The organism is Pseudomonas abieticivorans (genome assembly GCF_023509015.1).
Taxonomy (GTDB): domain Bacteria; phylum Pseudomonadota; class Gammaproteobacteria; order Pseudomonadales; family Pseudomonadaceae; genus Aquipseudomonas; species Aquipseudomonas abieticivorans.
The window spans coordinates 5710775-5724734 of sequence record NZ_CP094975.1 but is presented as its reverse complement, the minus strand read 5'-3'; the positions used below and the strand labels follow the sequence as shown (position 1 = coordinate 5724734).

Sequence of the window (13960 nt, the reverse complement as noted above, 5' to 3'; positions counted from 1 at the left end):
TCAGCCCTGATACTCCTGGGGGCGTGCGGTTTGCAGCCCACCCGGCACTTGCAGCGTAGGGGTGATTTCCATGTGGCCAACGTTCATCGACACCGGCGCGGCAATGGCGAAAGCAATGGCGTTGGCGATGTCCTTGGCCTCGGGCAACTCGAAGCCTTCGATAAAGCGCTGGCGCACTTCGTCGGAGTCACCGTGCACATGGGCGAAGATGTCGGTGGCCACCCGGCCCGGGCAAATCTCGGTGACCCGCACGCGCTTGCCGAATGCGTCGACCCGCAGCTGCTTGGACAGCATGCTGACCGCAGCCTTGGTCGCGTGGTAGGTGGCGTTGCCGCCGAAATTGTAGGCGGCGGCAATGGAGCTGATGTTGACGATGTGCCCACAGTCGCGCGCCATCATGCCCGGCAGGGCCAGGCGCGCCAGGTGCAGCACGGCGCGAATATTCACGTCTACCAGCAGGTCTATGCCTTCTGCATCGGCCTTGAGCAGGGAGCCGGGGCGGTCGACGCCGGCGTTGTTGACCAGGATGTCGAAGGTGTAGCGCTCGAACAGCGCGGTCAGCCCGGCAAGGTCGGTGACGTCGACGGCGTGGGCGATGCAGCCGGTGCGCTCGGCCAATTCAGCCAGCTTGTCGGCGCTGCGGGCCAGGGCGTGCACCTGCACGCCCTCGGCGCACAAGCGCTCGACCACGGCGGCACCGATACCCGAGGAGGCGCCGGTCACCAGCGCGGTTTTATAATCGGAAAATGGCATGGGGTGTTCCTCAATTCTGCTTCTGTTCTGGACTGTAACCAGCCGTGCTGTGCACGGCCAAGACGCATTGGTTGTGTGGCGATAAGCTGCGCTTATGACCGCAGCAACTGGCTGATCGGGGTGATGACGGCGCCCTGCCCTTCGATGAACTGGCGCAGGTCGCGGGCAAGCGTCACCGCGCCCGGCGTGTCGCCGTGCAGCAGGATCGAACAGGCGTCGACCTTGACCCGCTTGCCGTCCAGGGTGGTCACGGTGCCGTCCTGCAACAATTGCGCGACCCGCTGGCGCACCTGCGCCGGGTCCTTGATCACCGCGCCTGGGATGCCGCGCGGCACCAGCAGGCAGTGCTCGTCGTAGGCGCGGTCGGCCAGGAAGGTAGTCGCCACCCGCAACCCGTGCTTGCCTGCGGCCGCCTCGATGGCCTGGCTGCTGGATGAGCTGATGATCAGCCGGGGGTCAAACTGGGCCACGGCGCGCACCAGCACCTCGGCCATCTGGGCATCGGCGGCCACCCGGTTGCCCAGGGCGCCATGGAAACTCATGTGGGTCATGGGGTGGCCGGCAACGGCGGCCATGCCGGCCAGCGCACCCAACTGGTAAACCACGTATGTGGCCAGCTCGCGCAGCTCGATGTTCATGGCCCGGCGGCCGAAGCCCTGCAAGTCGGGGTAGCCGACATGCGCGCCCAGGTCGATGGCGGCCGCCTTGGCCTGGCGTACCGTGGCGTCCATGATTAGCGGGTCGCCGGCATGAAACCCACAGGCCACGTTGGCCGAAGAGACCACCTGCATCAACGCCTGGTCTTCGCCCATTGTCCACGGGCCGAAGCCCTCGCCCAGGTCGGCATTCAAATCTATACGCATCATCGGCTCCTAGACGGCCAGGTCAAAAAGCGGCTGGCCGTAACCCACCTGTTCGCCTTCGGCGGCGCGCACCGCGCTCACCCGCCCGGCCTGGTCACTGCGCACCGGCAGCATCAAGTGGCCGATGCGCAGTACGCCCAGCAATTGGCCGGCTTGCACCTCATCGCCGGCCTTGACCCAGGCACTGCGCTCGTCGGGGTGGTGGCTGAAAAAGTGCCCGGGGCCGCTGGCCTTGACTGACGCCGTCGGCGCGTCAGATACCGCAGCCACTTGAGTCTGGACCGCCACCGCGGCCTGCGCGGGCGCAGCCGACCCACGGCGCAGGGTCAGTTCGAAACCGGGCCGGGTAATCTGTAGCCCACTGAGGTTGGCCGCGCTCAGCCAGCGGGCCAACTGGCGTATTTCCTGAAGGTTCATGCTTAGGTCCTCAAAGGCTGTGCAAGGTCAGCAAGCGGCGCGTGGCGTCGATGAAGGTGCGGTTGGCCTCCAGCGCATCCAGGGCCTGCTCGTAGCTGCATTGAATGAAACGTACCGAACTACCGATGGGGGCCTGGCCCAGCCGCCACAGGTCGGCCTCGATCACTGTGCCGAACTTGGGGTAACCGCCGCTGGGTTGGGCATCGCGCATCTGAATGATCGGCTGGCCACCGTGGGGTACCTGGATCACCCCCGGCACGATGCCATGGGAGCGAACTTCCAGAGGGTGCTTGGGCAGCAGCGGCTGGCCTTCAAGGCGATAGCCGTAGCGGTTGCTCTGGGTGGTGATTTTCCATTGCCCGGCCCAGAACGCCGCCTGCGAATCTTCGCTGAAGCAGTCGTATTCGGCTGCTGGCAGCACGCGCATGGCCGGCACGCCATCGACCGCCAGCGGCATCGCCCGGCTCACCAGGCTCACGCCAAAATCGCTGGTACTGGCCAGGCCCGGGCGGCCTGCGGGCAAGCGGTCGCCCTGCTGCAACATGCGCCCCTGCCAGCCGCCGAACTCGCCACGCAACTGGGTGCTGCGCGAGCCCAGCACCGGCGGCACGTCGACCCCACCGGCCAGGCATAGGTAGGCACGGCTGCCGGCCGACGGGTAACCGAGTTTCAAGACCTGGCCGGCCAGCGCCTGGGCCACCCAGTTGGGGGGGATTACCTGGCCGTCCAACCGGGCCCCGCAGGCGGCGCCCGTCACGGCGAAGGCGCAGTCTTGGATAAAGCGCACTTCAAAGGGGAACAGCGGGATCTCGATGGCCGCCGCCCCCGGCTCGTTACCCAGCAACAGGTTGCCCAAGGTCAACGACAAACTGTCCATGGCCCCGGAGGTGCCCACGCCGTAGCCCAGGCTGCCGTTGCGGCCCAGGTCCTGGACGGTGGCCAGGGCGGTGGCGCTGATGATCTCGATCATCGGATGATCCTCTCGATACGAAAGCGCAGTTGGTCGCCAGGCTGCAAGATCGCCGGTGGCGACTGCTCGGCGTTGAAAAAGACCATTTCGGTACGGCCGATGGTGTTCCAGCCGCTGGGGCCGGCCGAGGCCGACACGCCGGTCTGCACGCCGCCGATGGAAACGGAGCCTGCGCCGATAGTGAGCACCGGCACCTGCCGGCGCGGGGTGGCCAGGCGCGGGTCCATGCCGCCCAGGTAGCAGTAGCCCGGGTGGCTGCCCAAGGCGTACACCGGGTACAGCGGTTCGCAATGCAGGTTGGCGATGGTCTCGATATCCAGCCCGGTGTGGGCGATCACATCGGCCATGTGCGGGCCGTGCTCGCCGCCGTACACCACCGGCAATTCGATCACGCGGCCCTCCAGGGGCAGCGGCGGGCACTGCGCCCAGGCGTCGAGCAGGCGGGTTTTCAGGCCCTGCAGGTCGCGCGGCGGCGTGTCGAAGGTCAGCATCAGGTTGTTCATGCCCGGCACGGCTTCGCGAATCGCCGGCCACTGCTCGGCCAGCCGGGCCAACGCCCAGATTCGTTGTTGCGGGGCCAGGTCCAGGCTGCCGGGCGCTTCGAGCAGCAAGGCGGTGGTGCCCAGCAAGCTGATGCGTGGGGCCGCGTCCGTGTGCATGGCACTCATGGGGTACTCCTCAGTTGCAGCCAACGTTCCAGATGATGAATATCGACACCGCCGGCGTTGAAGCCAGGGTCCTGGAGAATCTCGCGGTGCAGGGCAATGTTGGTGCTGATACCCTCCACGCGCATTTCGCTCAGGGCCAGGCGCATGCGCGCCAGGGCTTCTGCCCGGGTGGCCCCGTGGGTGATGACCTTGGCCACCATCGAGTCGTAGTAAGGCGGCACGCGGTAACCGTGGCTGACATGGCTGTCGACCCGCACGCCATAGCCGCCAGGCACTTCCCAGCGGCTGACCAGCCCTGGGGTGGGCATGAAGCTGTGCGGGTCTTCGGCGTTGATCCGGCATTCCAACGCATGGCCTTGCACGCAGATGTCGGCCTGGGTCAGGCCCAAACGTTCGCCCAACGCCATGCGGATCTGTTGCTGGACGATGTCGATGCCGGTGGTCATCTCGGTCACCGGGTGTTCCACCTGCAGGCGGGTGTTCATCTCGATGAAATAGAATTCGCCGTGCTCGTACAAAAACTCGAAGGTGCCCACGCCCTGATAGCCGATCTGCCGGCAGGCCGCCGCACAACGCTCGCCCACCCGGCCCAGCTCGGCCGGGTCGATGCCGGGGGCCGGGGCCTCTTCCAGCACCTTCTGGTGGCGGCGCTGCATTGAGCAGTCGCGTGCGCCCAGCCACACCGCGTGGCCATAGGCATCGCACAGCACCTGGATCTCCACGTGGCGGGGTTCGCCCAGGAATTTCTCGATGTACAGCTCCGGGTTGCCGAACGCGCGGCGCGCTTCTTCGCGGGTCAGGCCGATGGCCGCAAGCAATTGGTCCTCTTGCTCGACCACGCGCATGCCACGCCCACCGCCACCACCCGCGGCCTTGACGATCACCGGGTAGCCGATCTGGCGGGCAATGGCCAGGATGGTCGCCGGGTCTTGCGCCATGCTGGTGTCGGGGCCGGGCACGCACGGCACACCGGCTTCACGCATGGCGCGCTTGGCCGAGACTTTGTCGCCCATGGTACGGATGCACGCGGCGCTGGGGCCGATGAAGGTCAGGCCGGCCTGTTCGACGCGCTCGGCAAAGGCGGCGTTTTCCGAGAGAAAACCGTAGCCTGGGTGGATCGCCTGGGCGCCGCTCAACTCGGCGGCAAACAGCAGCGCTGCCTGGTTCAAGTAACTCTGGCCCGGGGCTGCCGGGCCAATGCAGATAGCCTGGTCGGCCAGTTGCACGTAGCCGGCGTCGCGATCGGCTTCGGAATACACCGCCACCGTCTTGAGGCCCAGGCCTTGGCAGGCCCGCAGGATGCGCAAGGCTATTTCGCCGCGATTGGCGATCAGCACAGTATCAAACATTCACACGCCCTCCAGGCGAAACAGCGGCTGGCCGGCGGCGACTTCTTCGCCACTGGCGGCCAAAATCGCTTGTACGGTGCCTGCGTGTTCGGCCTTGAGCGGGTGGAACATCTTCATCGCCTCGACCACGGCCAGGGTTTGGCCCTGGGCAACTGTATCGCCCACCTGCACGAAAGCCGGTTGGTCGGGCGCAGGTGTCAGGTGCAGCACGCCGTACAGCGCGGCGCTGGCTTCAAAAGTGCCGGTGGTGGCGGGCGACACGGCCTGCACCGTCGGGGCCGCCGCGGGCGGTGCTGGCACGCACGGCACCTGGCCGTCGCGCAACAGCTGCAGCTGGGTGTCGCCTTCGTTGAGGCGCAGTTCGCTGAGGTCGGACTCGGCCATCAGGTCGATCAGCGCTTTGATGCGTTCCGGGTTCATGCAATGCCCCTGCCGTGAATAGAAAAAAGTGGCTGGAGCGCACTGTATCGAGCGTGCCAAAACGCGGCCAAGAGGGTTTGACTGTGGGGTGATAAGGGCCGCTTATGACTGCACCGAGACCAGGTTGCCGCGCATCTCGGCCACCAGTTCCAGCAGGATCGCCTTGACCGCCTGGGCCGGCACCGACAGCGGCAAATGCCCTGAAAGGCACAAGGCCAAGGGCGCCTCTATTTGCGGTTGGACGATGCGGCACAGGTGCGCCTCGTGCACCGCCACCAAGGCGCGAGCGGCGGACTCGGGCAAAATCGTCGAGCCGAAATGCTCGCTCACGGCGGCGGCCAGCGTGGTGGACGACTCCACCTCGGCGATCACCCGTGCGCTCAAGCCGATCTTCAGGAAGGCCTCGTCCACCAGCCGGCGCATGGTGTTGTAGGTGCGCGGCAACAACAGGTCCAGGTCGGCAAGTTCCGCCAAGGCGATTTCGTCGCGCGCCTGCAACTCGGGGTCGGCGCTCACCAGGTACAGCTGCTCGCGCATCAACGGCACGAAGCTCAGCCCATGCACCTCACGGCCGCCGTACAGCACGGCCATGTCCATGCGCCCGTTCATGATCAACTCGCTCAGTGTGGTGCCAAAGTTTTCGTTGAGGTACAGCAGCACCCCGGGGTGGCGCTCGCGTACCCGGCGCAGCAACGGCAGCGACAGCGCCGAGGCCGCCGTGCCGGGAGCCAGGCCCACCGAGACCTGGCCGGACAGGGCGAAACCGGTGGCATTGACATCGCTTTGGGCCTGCTCGCACTGACGCAGAATCAACTGCGCGTGGCCATACAGCACCTTGCCCGCCTCCGTCGGCGTCACGCCGCGCTTGGTACGGATGATCAATTGCTGTTGCATCTCCGCCTCCAGCGTCACCAGTTGCTGGCTGAGCGCAGGCTGGGCGATGTGCAGCACATCGGCGGCCTGGGTCAGGCTGCCGACGTCGACGATCTTCACGAAGTACTTCAAACGGCGCAGGTTCACAGGCGGCACACTCTGGCAGGGCAATGCAGGGGTAGAGCAAGAGCCAGGCCAGAACCTGGCAGGGCGAATATCGGCAGGAAGCGGTTCGCCGATCAATCCGTGCCTACAAGTGATCGCGGCTCGTGCAGGGGCGCATTGATCCGCGCAACAGACACCGCCGATATAAGCCTTTGCTATGACACTGCGGCAAAGCACCACAACCCACCCAGGCAACCCTCGCAAACACGGCGCGGCACCACTTTGGTGCGGCATGGAACATTCCCGGTCATAAGCTGCGCCTATCAACCCAGAACGAACTTGTCTTATCTCAGCCCACGGCCGCCTCGTAACGTAGCCCCCATCAGGCCACTCTCGAGGAAACCCACGTGACCGCTTCCCGCATCGCCGCCCGAGTGCATCGCATCAAACCTTCGCCCAGTAGCGCCGCTGCCGACCGTGCCAACGAATTGCGTCGCGCCGGCAAGTCGATCATCAACCTGGTAGTGGGCGAGCCGGACTTCGACACCCCGCCGCACATCCGTGCCGCCGCCTGCGCCGCGATCCAGAACGGTGACACCCGCTACACCCAGAACGCCGGCACCCCGGAGCTGCGCCAGGCCATCGTCGCCAAGCTTGAGCGCGAAAACGGCCTGAATTACAGCCCGGCCCAGGTGGTGGTCACCAGCGGCGCCAAGAGCGCGATCTACAACGCCTTTTCCGCCACCCTGGGCGCCGGTGACGAAGTGCTGATCCCGGCGCCGTACTGGGTGTCCTACCCAGACATGGTGTTGGCCTGCGAAGGCGAGCCGGTGACCCTGGCGTGCACTGAAGAACACCATTTCAAGCTGACCGCCGAGCAACTGCGCGCCGCCATCACCCCGCGCACCCGCTGGCTGTTGCTGAACTCGCCCAGCAACCCCACGGGCGCGGTGTACCACGCCGATGAACTACGCGCGCTGGCCGACGTGTTGCTGGACTACCCCCATGTGCTGGTGATGACCGACGACATCTACGAGCACATCCGCTACGACGACCGCCCGGCCACCCATATCCTCAGCGTGGAGCCAGCGCTCAAGGATCGCGTGCTGCTGATCAATGGCGTGTCCAAGTCTTACGCCATGACCGGCTGGCGCATCGGCTACGGCGCCGGCCCCGCCGACCTGATCACGGCCATGGCCACCCTGCAATCGCAGTCCACCAGCAACGCCTGCAGCGTCAGCCAGGCGGCGGCCGTGGCGGCCTTGAACGGCGACCAGACGTTTGTCAGCGAAAGCCGTGCGGTATACCGCCAGCGCCGTGACCGCTGCCTGGCACTGATCAACGCCATCGACGGCCTGAGCTGCCTGCCGCCTGAAGGCGCGTTCTACCTGTACGTGAACTGCGGCGCCCTGCTGGGCAAGCACACGCCTGACGGCCAGGTGCTGAACAGCGACACCGAGGTGATCCTCTACCTGCTGGAAAGCCAGGGCGTGGCCGTGATCCCCGGCAGTGCCTATGGCCTGGCGCCGTTCTTTCGCATGTCCACGGCATCGGCCATCGAAACGCTGGAAGAAGGCTGCCGGCGCATCGCCACCGCCGTTGCCGCGTTGCGCTGAGGGGCCTGCCATGACGATGCCGAGCCACCCCGCCCTAAGCTTCAAGCAAGCGCTGCTGGCCATGCTCGGCCTCTCATTGGTACTGATGCTCTCGGCCTTGGACCAGACGGTGATCGGCAATGCCCTGCCCAGCATCGTTGCGCAACTGCAGGGCTTTGAACTGTACGCCTGGGTCGCCACCGGCTACCTGCTGGCGTCCATCGTGACCATTCCGATTTTCGGCCGGCTGGGCGATTACTACGGACGCAAGCCGTTCGTGATCGCCGCCACTGTGGTGTTCACGCTGGCCTCTTGGTTGTGCGCCCTGGCCAACGACATGTGGGTACTGGTGCTCGGCCGGGCCCTGCAAGGGGTGGGCGGCGGCATGCTGATCGGCACCGCGTTCGCCTGCATCCCCGAGTTATTCCCCGATACCCGTCAGCGCCTGCGCTGGCAGATGCTGTTGAGCGCGCTGTTCAGTGTGGTCAATGCCATCGGCCCGGGCCTGGGCGGCTACCTGACCGGGGCGTTCGGCTGGCGTTCGGTGTTTTACCTGAACCTGCCGCTGGGCTGCATCGCGCTGTTTTTTGCCTGGCGCTACCTGCCCCACTACAAGCCGCAGCACAACCGGGCCATCCGCCTGGATTGGCTGGGCGCGGCGTTGATCGCAGTGGCGCTGGGCAGTCTGCAACTGTTCGTGGAGGGCTTGAGCCAGTGGCCTTTGCTTGCCTGTGCGTTGTTGGGCCTGACGTGCCTCAGCGCCGCGCTGGCCTTGTGGGCCTGGGAGCGCCGCTGCGCCCAGGCGCTATTGCCTGCCGCGCTGTTTGGCTCGCGTAGCATGCGGTTGTTGTTCGTGCTGTCGCTGCTGGCCGGGGCGATTATGTTTACCCTGCTGTTTTACCTGCCGCTGCTGTTGCAAGGCAGCTATGGCTATTCGCCGCAGGATGCCGGGCTGCTGATCACCCCGCTGGCCCTGAGCATCACCTTGGGGGCGATCGTCAACGGGCGCATCGTCACCCACCTGCGCAACCCCAACGTCATTCCCCTGGCCGGTTTTGCCGTGCTGCTACTGGCCTGTGTCGGGCTGTCGCTGGCCGGCCTGAATGCTTCGTTCAACACCTTGTTGGGGTTGATCCTGGCGGCTGGCCTGGGCCTGGGTTTCATCCTGATGAACCTCACGGTGTTCACCCAAACCCTGGCCGAGCGCCAGTTCCTGGGCATCGCCACCGCCCTGACCCAATCGCTGCGCCTGGTGGGCGGCCTGCTCGGCACCGCCGTCATGGGCGCGTTGATCAAGTTGCTATACGCCAGCCACCTGCAGCAGGCCTTTGCCGGCGCAGATGTTGACGCCGAACTGCCCTATTACCTCGACCCACAAGTGCTGCTGCAAACCGGCGCCGCCCACGCGCAACCCGAGTTGTTGCACCTGGCCCGCGTGGCCCTGGCGCAATCGGTGGGCGTGGGCCTGCTGTTATGCGCCGCCCTTGGCGTGCTGGCGCTGTGGCTGCTGTACCGATTGCCGCCGGTGGTGCTACCCCGCGTCACGGCCAACCTTGCTCCTGAAAACCCTGCCCATAACAACAATAACTGACTGCCGCCCTTGCCCTGCCCTCATCCCTTTAACGACATACCGAGGATACCCCGATGGAGCGAGTGAACCGCGCGCCGACCCTACTTGCCGGCCTGTGTGGCCTGGTCATTGCGCAACAAAGCCACGCCGAGGGCTTTATCGAGGACAGCACGGCGAGCCTGTTGGCCCGTAACTTTTTCAGCAACGCCGACAACCGCAGCGGTTCGGCCAACCCCAATTACACCCAGGAGTGGGGCCAGGGCTTTATCCTCAACTTCAAGTCTGGCTACACCCCCGGCACCGTGGGCTTTGGCGTAGACGCTATCGGCATGCTCGGGATCAAGCTGGACTCGGGCAAAGGCCGCCACTACAACCCGACCGGCAGTGCCTACAACGGCAACATCTTCCCCACCGACGACGGCCGTGCGGCGGATGAATTCGGCAGCCTGGGCGCCACCGCGAAAATGCGCTTTGCCAAGACCGAAGTGCGCGCCGGCGCCCTGGTGCCCATGCTGCCGGTGGTGATGTCGACCGACCGCATGCTGCAGCAAACCTTTAACGGCGAGCAGATCCAGTCCAAGGACCTGGACAATTTCACCTTCATCGCCGGCCAACTGGACAGCGTGAAAGGCCGTGGGTCGACCAACCAGATGGGCATGTCGATCCCAGGTTCCAACAGCCGCCTGACCGGTGAGTTCGTCAATAAATTCCAGTACGCCGGTGTCGATTGGAAAGCCACCCCGGACCTGCTGCTGCAGTACTACTACGGCAACCTGAAAGACTTCTACAGCCAGAACTTCCTCGGCCTCAAATACGACTGGAAGGTCGGCCCAGGCACCCTGCGCAGCGATTTGCGCTACTTCAATAACCGTTCCGAAGGCAAGAACGGCGATGACCCGGCCTACTACACCGTGGGCTACTACGGTAACGGCGTGACCAAGGGCAAGGTCGACAGCCAGTTGAGCAGCGCGCTGTTTTCCTACCTGGTGGGCCCGCACACCTTTGCCGCTGGTATCCAGCAGGTTAGCGGCGATAGCGACGCGGTGTGGCTGAACCAGGGCGATGGTTCCACGGCGTACTTCATGACCGAGTCGATGATCGGCAAGTTCCAGCGTGCCGGCGAGCGCACCTGGCAGGTGCGTTATGGCTACGACTTTGCCGCCATGGGCGTGCCGGGCCTGAGTTTTCTGGGCATGTACGAAAGCGGTTCGGGCATCCGCAGTGCCACGGGCGACAAGACCGAGTGGGAGCGCAACCTGACCTTGAGCTACACCGTGCAGGCGGGCCCGGCCAAGAACCTGACCGTCGCCCTGCGCCACGCCTCGATGCGCACCGAGTTTGCCGGCGCGCGCGACCAGGATGAACATCGGGTGATCGTCAGCTATCCGATGAATCTGTTCTGATGCACGCCCGGTAGATTTTCGGTGTCGTAACCTTCGCGGATGAATCTGATATTCGCGACCAAGGTCGCTCCCACAGGTTGGGGCAGCGAGTCCTCACGGGCTCAACTGCCGCGAAACGTGTGGGAGCGACCTTGGTCGCGAATCGAAAGAGCGATACCCATCTGACAGGCAATTACTCCTACAGGGGTAGGAGCGGATTCATCCGCCAAAGGCGCCCCGTAAAAGGCGGGGCAACCCCCGATTTACTCCTCCTCTTCCTCCTCATCTGCCAGGCTGACCCAAGGGCTCAGACTGCTCAGTTCGAACTCTTCTTTTTCCGCGCCCACTCGCCCGATTCGGGGGAAGTCAGTGGGTTTGTAGGCATGGCTGGGATCAAGAATGTCCTGGGCTAGCGGTGCTGCATTTCGGTCTGCCATCGTTGAGCCTCCATGTTCAAGGGTGCGCACAAAGCGCTCGGTTGACTATAGACCAGGGTGGCGAGCCATTCGTCGGGGTGGCAAACTGGGGGCCCGTAATGGTAAACCCCGAGGTGATCGTGACGACCCCGCGCCGACTTGAACGCATACTCATTACCAACGACGACGGCATCGATGCCCCCGGCCTCGCCGTGCTGGAACAGGTGGCCAGGGAGCTGGCCGATGAGGTCTGGGTGGTGGCCCCAGCCTTGGATCAGAGCGGTATTTCCCATGCCCTCAGCCTGCACCACCCACTGCGCGTGGTGCGCAAAACCGAGCGGCGCTTTTCGGTGTCCGGCACCCCGGCCGATTGCGTGGCCATGGCCCTGCGCCAACTGATGCCCAGCCCGCCGGACCTGCTGCTGTCGGGCATCAATCGCGGCGCCAACCTGGGGGTGGAAACGGTGTTTTCCGGTACCGTGGGCGCCGCCATGGCGGGCCTTCTGATGGGCATCCCGTCCCTGGCCCTGAGCCAGGCCTACAGCCGCCGCGACGCGGTGCGCTGGGACACCGCCCGCGCCTTGGCCCCCGATGTCATCCGGCAACTCTGGGCGATGGGTTGGGGCAGCAGCGCGTGCCTGAACATCAACTTCCCGGACGTGGCCGCCGAGGTGGCCACGCCGATGCAGATCACCACCCAGGGCATGGGCCGCATGAGCGGCCTGAACATGAGCCAGCGCACCGATGAGCGCGAGCAGGACTATTACTGGCTGACCATCGACCGCCACAGCCAGCCCGACATCGACGGCAGCGAAAGCGCGGTGGTGTGGAGCGGCGGCATCTCGGTGACGCCACTGCGCTTTGAGCGCAACGAACCGGACACCGCGCAGCGCCTGCGCGAGCAACTCACCTCAGCAAAGGGGTAAGCAACTGGTAGCCGTCGGCGGTGACTTCGACCATCGCCGAAAGCACCACGCTGTCCTGGCCATCCTTGGACAGCACCGTCCAGGCGTCAGACAACACCCGCACCCCACGCTCGCCTGCCTTGGCGACCACGTACACGTTAAGCACTTGGCCTGCCTGCAGGGGCGTGTCCTGGCCCGCAGCCCGGTAACCCAGGATTTGCGGCGCCTGCACCCGGTGCTTGCCCATGGTGTAACCGCAAAACTCGACCACCGGGCTCACCTCGCATGCCTCCAGCACCTGGCCGATCGCCTCGCCGATCGCGCCCACGGGCACGCCATCGCGCACCTGTTCGATGCCCTGCTGCAATGCGTGCCGCGCCGACGCCAACAGGTGCTGCTGTGGCACGTTGGCATCGGCCGTGGCGAAGGTCCAGGCCTGGGCCACGTAGCCTTGCGCCGTGGCCGCCACCAACTCGACGGTCACCAGCGCTGCCGCCGGCACCGGCTTCTCGTCGGGTATGCAATTGATCACCCGCCGGTTGACCGACACCGGCACGGCGGCCGGGTAGCCCTTGTAGCCCACCAACATCGGCCGCCAGCCCAGGGCCTGGTATTGCGCCAACAGGTGATCCTGAATCGCCAGGCCCGTGATGCCTTCGCCGATCAGCGGCTTGACCGACAGCAGCAGGTCGCTGGCCAAGGGCGCCAACCGCCGCGCCTCGGCCAGTATCTGATCCTCGCCGCATTGGGCGATGCGGGCGGCCAGTGCCTGGTTGCCCGTGGCGTATTGATCCAGCAGCGACTGCGCCGCGTGGGTTTGCGAGCGTGGCAACAGCGAGCGCATTCTTTCCATGAACTTCAACAATCCATTCCTTTTTTGCGTTATTCAGCCACCCATTGGACTCAATCCTTGCGTAACGCGCAATAGGCCTCGGTCCGGTAAGGGAACGCAATCGACGTTTGGCCGCGCAATGCCGGGTGGCTGTCGATCAGTGCCTGCAACTGCGCCGCCACCTTGGCCTTCTCATCGGCGGGCAAGGCGGCAATGAAACTCACCGACAAAAAGCGGTCGAGGATCACTTCCTGCGCACTGCCGACATGGGCGTAGCTGAAGGTAGCCAACGTGGGCTCGGCGAACCCGGAACCGGCAAACGGCAAGCGCCAGGCGCCGGTATGAAAGCGCGGGGTGTCGCCCTCGTAGGGGGTGATGATCGCGGTAATGGCGGCCACCCAGTCCACCGATTCATCGCGCACGTTCCACACCAGGCCCAACCGACCACCCGGCTTGAGCACCCGGTGGATCTCGGCCAAGGCGGGCGCGGTGGCGAACCAATGGAAGGCTTGGGCGCATACCAGCGCATCGGCGCTGCCGTCTGCCAGGGGGATGGCTTGGGCCGTGCCCGCCAGTGCCTGCACGTCGGGCAGGCGCTGGACCAGTTCGGCGCGCATGGCGTCGATCGGCTCCACGGCCACGATGTCGGCACCGGTAGTGGTCAACAGTTGGGTGAACTTACCGGTGCCGGCGCCCAGGTCGACCACCTGGCGGCCAGGGCTGACCCCCAAGGTGGTCGTCAGCCAGCCGGTGAGTGGCGCAGGGTAATCGGGGCGCCCCTTGGCGTAGGTCTTGGCTTCGCTGCCAAAGCCTTGCTGAGCAGCCTGGTGGATGTTGGCCAT

At 65.4% G+C, this 13960-nt stretch carries 15 protein-coding genes; 4 read left to right on the top strand and 11 right to left on the bottom strand.

Going from position 1 to position 13960, the window contains the following annotated elements; genetic code table 11:
* The 8 genes from L9B60_RS25980 to nac form a co-directional block, all read right to left on the bottom strand.
* Entirely contained in the window at positions 1-753 is a 753-nt protein-coding gene (locus tag L9B60_RS25980; RefSeq protein ID WP_249673838.1) for an SDR family oxidoreductase, read from the bottom strand.
* Positions 754-845: 92 nt separating this feature from the next.
* The gene (locus tag L9B60_RS25975; RefSeq protein ID WP_249673837.1) at positions 846-1616 is read right to left on the bottom strand and encodes a LamB/YcsF family protein; all 771 of its coding nucleotides are present in this window, start codon (positions 1614-1616) and stop codon (positions 846-848) included.
* 9 nt (positions 1617-1625) lie between these two features.
* Positions 1626-2033, bottom strand: a complete 408-nt coding sequence (locus tag L9B60_RS25970; protein WP_249673836.1) for an acetyl-CoA carboxylase biotin carboxyl carrier protein — start codon at positions 2031-2033, stop codon at positions 1626-1628.
* A gap of 10 nt (positions 2034-2043) precedes the next feature.
* Entirely contained in the window at positions 2044-3003 is a 960-nt protein-coding gene (locus tag L9B60_RS25965) for a 5-oxoprolinase subunit C family protein (RefSeq protein ID WP_249673835.1), read from the bottom strand.
* A complete protein-coding gene (gene pxpB / locus L9B60_RS25960; protein ID WP_249673834.1) occupies positions 3000-3671 on the bottom strand; it encodes a 5-oxoprolinase subunit PxpB in 672 nt (223 codons plus the stop codon). The genes L9B60_RS25965 and pxpB overlap by 4 nt, the downstream gene beginning before the upstream one ends.
* Positions 3668-5020, bottom strand: coding sequence for an acetyl-CoA carboxylase biotin carboxylase subunit (accC, locus tag L9B60_RS25955; protein ID WP_249673833.1), 1353 nt, complete (start codon positions 5018-5020; stop codon positions 3668-3670). Before accC ends, pxpB begins: the two co-directional genes overlap by 4 nt.
* Positions 5021-5440 carry an acetyl-CoA carboxylase biotin carboxyl carrier protein gene (locus L9B60_RS25950; protein ID WP_249673832.1) on the bottom strand — a complete coding sequence of 140 codons (420 nt, stop codon included), beginning with the start codon at positions 5438-5440 and terminating at the stop codon, positions 5021-5023.
* Between the two features lie 102 nt (positions 5441-5542).
* Positions 5543-6460, bottom strand: a complete 918-nt coding sequence (gene nac / locus L9B60_RS25945) for a nitrogen assimilation transcriptional regulator NAC (RefSeq protein WP_249673831.1) — start codon at positions 6458-6460, stop codon at positions 5543-5545.
* Positions 6461-6825: 365 nt separating this feature from the next.
* Between nac and L9B60_RS25940 the strand changes: the two genes are divergently transcribed.
* From L9B60_RS25940 to L9B60_RS25930, 3 genes are read left to right on the top strand one after another with little or no spacing between them, the layout of a single operon-like run.
* Entirely contained in the window at positions 6826-8034 is a 1209-nt protein-coding gene (locus L9B60_RS25940) for an aspartate transaminase (RefSeq protein WP_249673830.1), read from the top strand.
* A 10-nt stretch (positions 8035-8044) separates the two neighbouring features.
* Positions 8045-9604: an MFS transporter gene (locus L9B60_RS25935; protein ID WP_249673829.1), complete on the top strand. Its 1560-nt coding sequence runs from the start codon at positions 8045-8047 to the stop codon at positions 9602-9604.
* Between the two features lie 53 nt (positions 9605-9657).
* A complete protein-coding gene (locus tag L9B60_RS25930; protein ID WP_249673828.1) occupies positions 9658-10986 on the top strand; it encodes an OprD family porin in 1329 nt (442 codons plus the stop codon).
* Between the two features lie 242 nt (positions 10987-11228).
* On the opposite strand, the gene L9B60_RS25925 is transcribed toward L9B60_RS25930, so the two are convergent.
* Positions 11229-11402, bottom strand: coding sequence for a hypothetical protein (locus tag L9B60_RS25925; RefSeq protein ID WP_249673827.1), 174 nt, complete (start codon positions 11400-11402; stop codon positions 11229-11231).
* A 98-nt stretch (positions 11403-11500) separates the two neighbouring features.
* Between L9B60_RS25925 and surE the strand changes: the two genes are divergently transcribed.
* On the top strand, positions 11501-12307 hold the full coding sequence (gene surE / locus L9B60_RS25920) for a 5'/3'-nucleotidase SurE (RefSeq protein ID WP_249673826.1): 807 nt from the start codon (positions 11501-11503) through the stop codon (positions 12305-12307).
* Here the strand turns inward: surE and L9B60_RS25915 are convergent.
* Both L9B60_RS25915 and L9B60_RS25910 read right to left on the bottom strand, forming a co-directional pair.
* Positions 12288-13139: a M24 family metallopeptidase gene (locus L9B60_RS25915; protein ID WP_249673825.1), complete on the bottom strand. Its 852-nt coding sequence runs from the start codon at positions 13137-13139 to the stop codon at positions 12288-12290. The genes surE and L9B60_RS25915 overlap by 20 nt on opposite strands.
* Positions 13140-13189: 50 nt before the next feature.
* A complete protein-coding gene (locus tag L9B60_RS25910; RefSeq protein WP_249673824.1) occupies positions 13190-13960 on the bottom strand; it encodes a class I SAM-dependent methyltransferase in 771 nt (256 codons plus the stop codon).

Excerpts from the sequence above, each read along its gene's own strand:
- L9B60_RS25915 (WP_249673825.1), bottom strand. The coding sequence starts at position 13,139 with ATGGAAAGAATGCGCTCGCTGTTGCCACGCTCGCAAACCCACGCGGCG.
- L9B60_RS25925 (WP_249673827.1), bottom strand. The coding sequence starts at position 11,402 with ATGGCAGACCGAAATGCAGCACCGCTAGCCCAGGACATTCTTGATCCC.
- L9B60_RS25935 (WP_249673829.1), top strand. The coding sequence starts at position 8,045 with ATGACGATGCCGAGCCACCCCGCCCTAAGCTTCAAGCAAGCGCTGCTG.
- L9B60_RS25980 (WP_249673838.1), bottom strand. The coding sequence starts at position 753 with ATGCCATTTTCCGATTATAAAACCGCGCTGGTGACCGGCGCCTCCTCG.
- L9B60_RS25975 (WP_249673837.1), bottom strand. The coding sequence starts at position 1,616 with ATGCGTATAGATTTGAATGCCGACCTGGGCGAGGGCTTCGGCCCGTGG.
- accC (WP_249673833.1), bottom strand. The coding sequence starts at position 5,020 with ATGTTTGATACTGTGCTGATCGCCAATCGCGGCGAAATAGCCTTGCGC.
- surE (WP_249673826.1), top strand. The coding sequence starts at position 11,501 with ATGGTAAACCCCGAGGTGATCGTGACGACCCCGCGCCGACTTGAACGC.
- L9B60_RS25950 (WP_249673832.1), bottom strand. The coding sequence starts at position 5,440 with ATGAACCCGGAACGCATCAAAGCGCTGATCGACCTGATGGCCGAGTCC.
- pxpB (WP_249673834.1), bottom strand. The coding sequence starts at position 3,671 with ATGAGTGCCATGCACACGGACGCGGCCCCACGCATCAGCTTGCTGGGC.
- L9B60_RS25970 (WP_249673836.1), bottom strand. The coding sequence starts at position 2,033 with ATGAACCTTCAGGAAATACGCCAGTTGGCCCGCTGGCTGAGCGCGGCC.
- L9B60_RS25910 (WP_249673824.1), bottom strand. The coding sequence starts at position 13,960 with ATGGCCAACATCCACCAGGCTGCTCAGCAAGGCTTTGGCAGCGAAGCC.
- L9B60_RS25965 (WP_249673835.1), bottom strand. The coding sequence starts at position 3,003 with ATGATCGAGATCATCAGCGCCACCGCCCTGGCCACCGTCCAGGACCTG.
- L9B60_RS25930 (WP_249673828.1), top strand. The coding sequence starts at position 9,658 with ATGGAGCGAGTGAACCGCGCGCCGACCCTACTTGCCGGCCTGTGTGGC.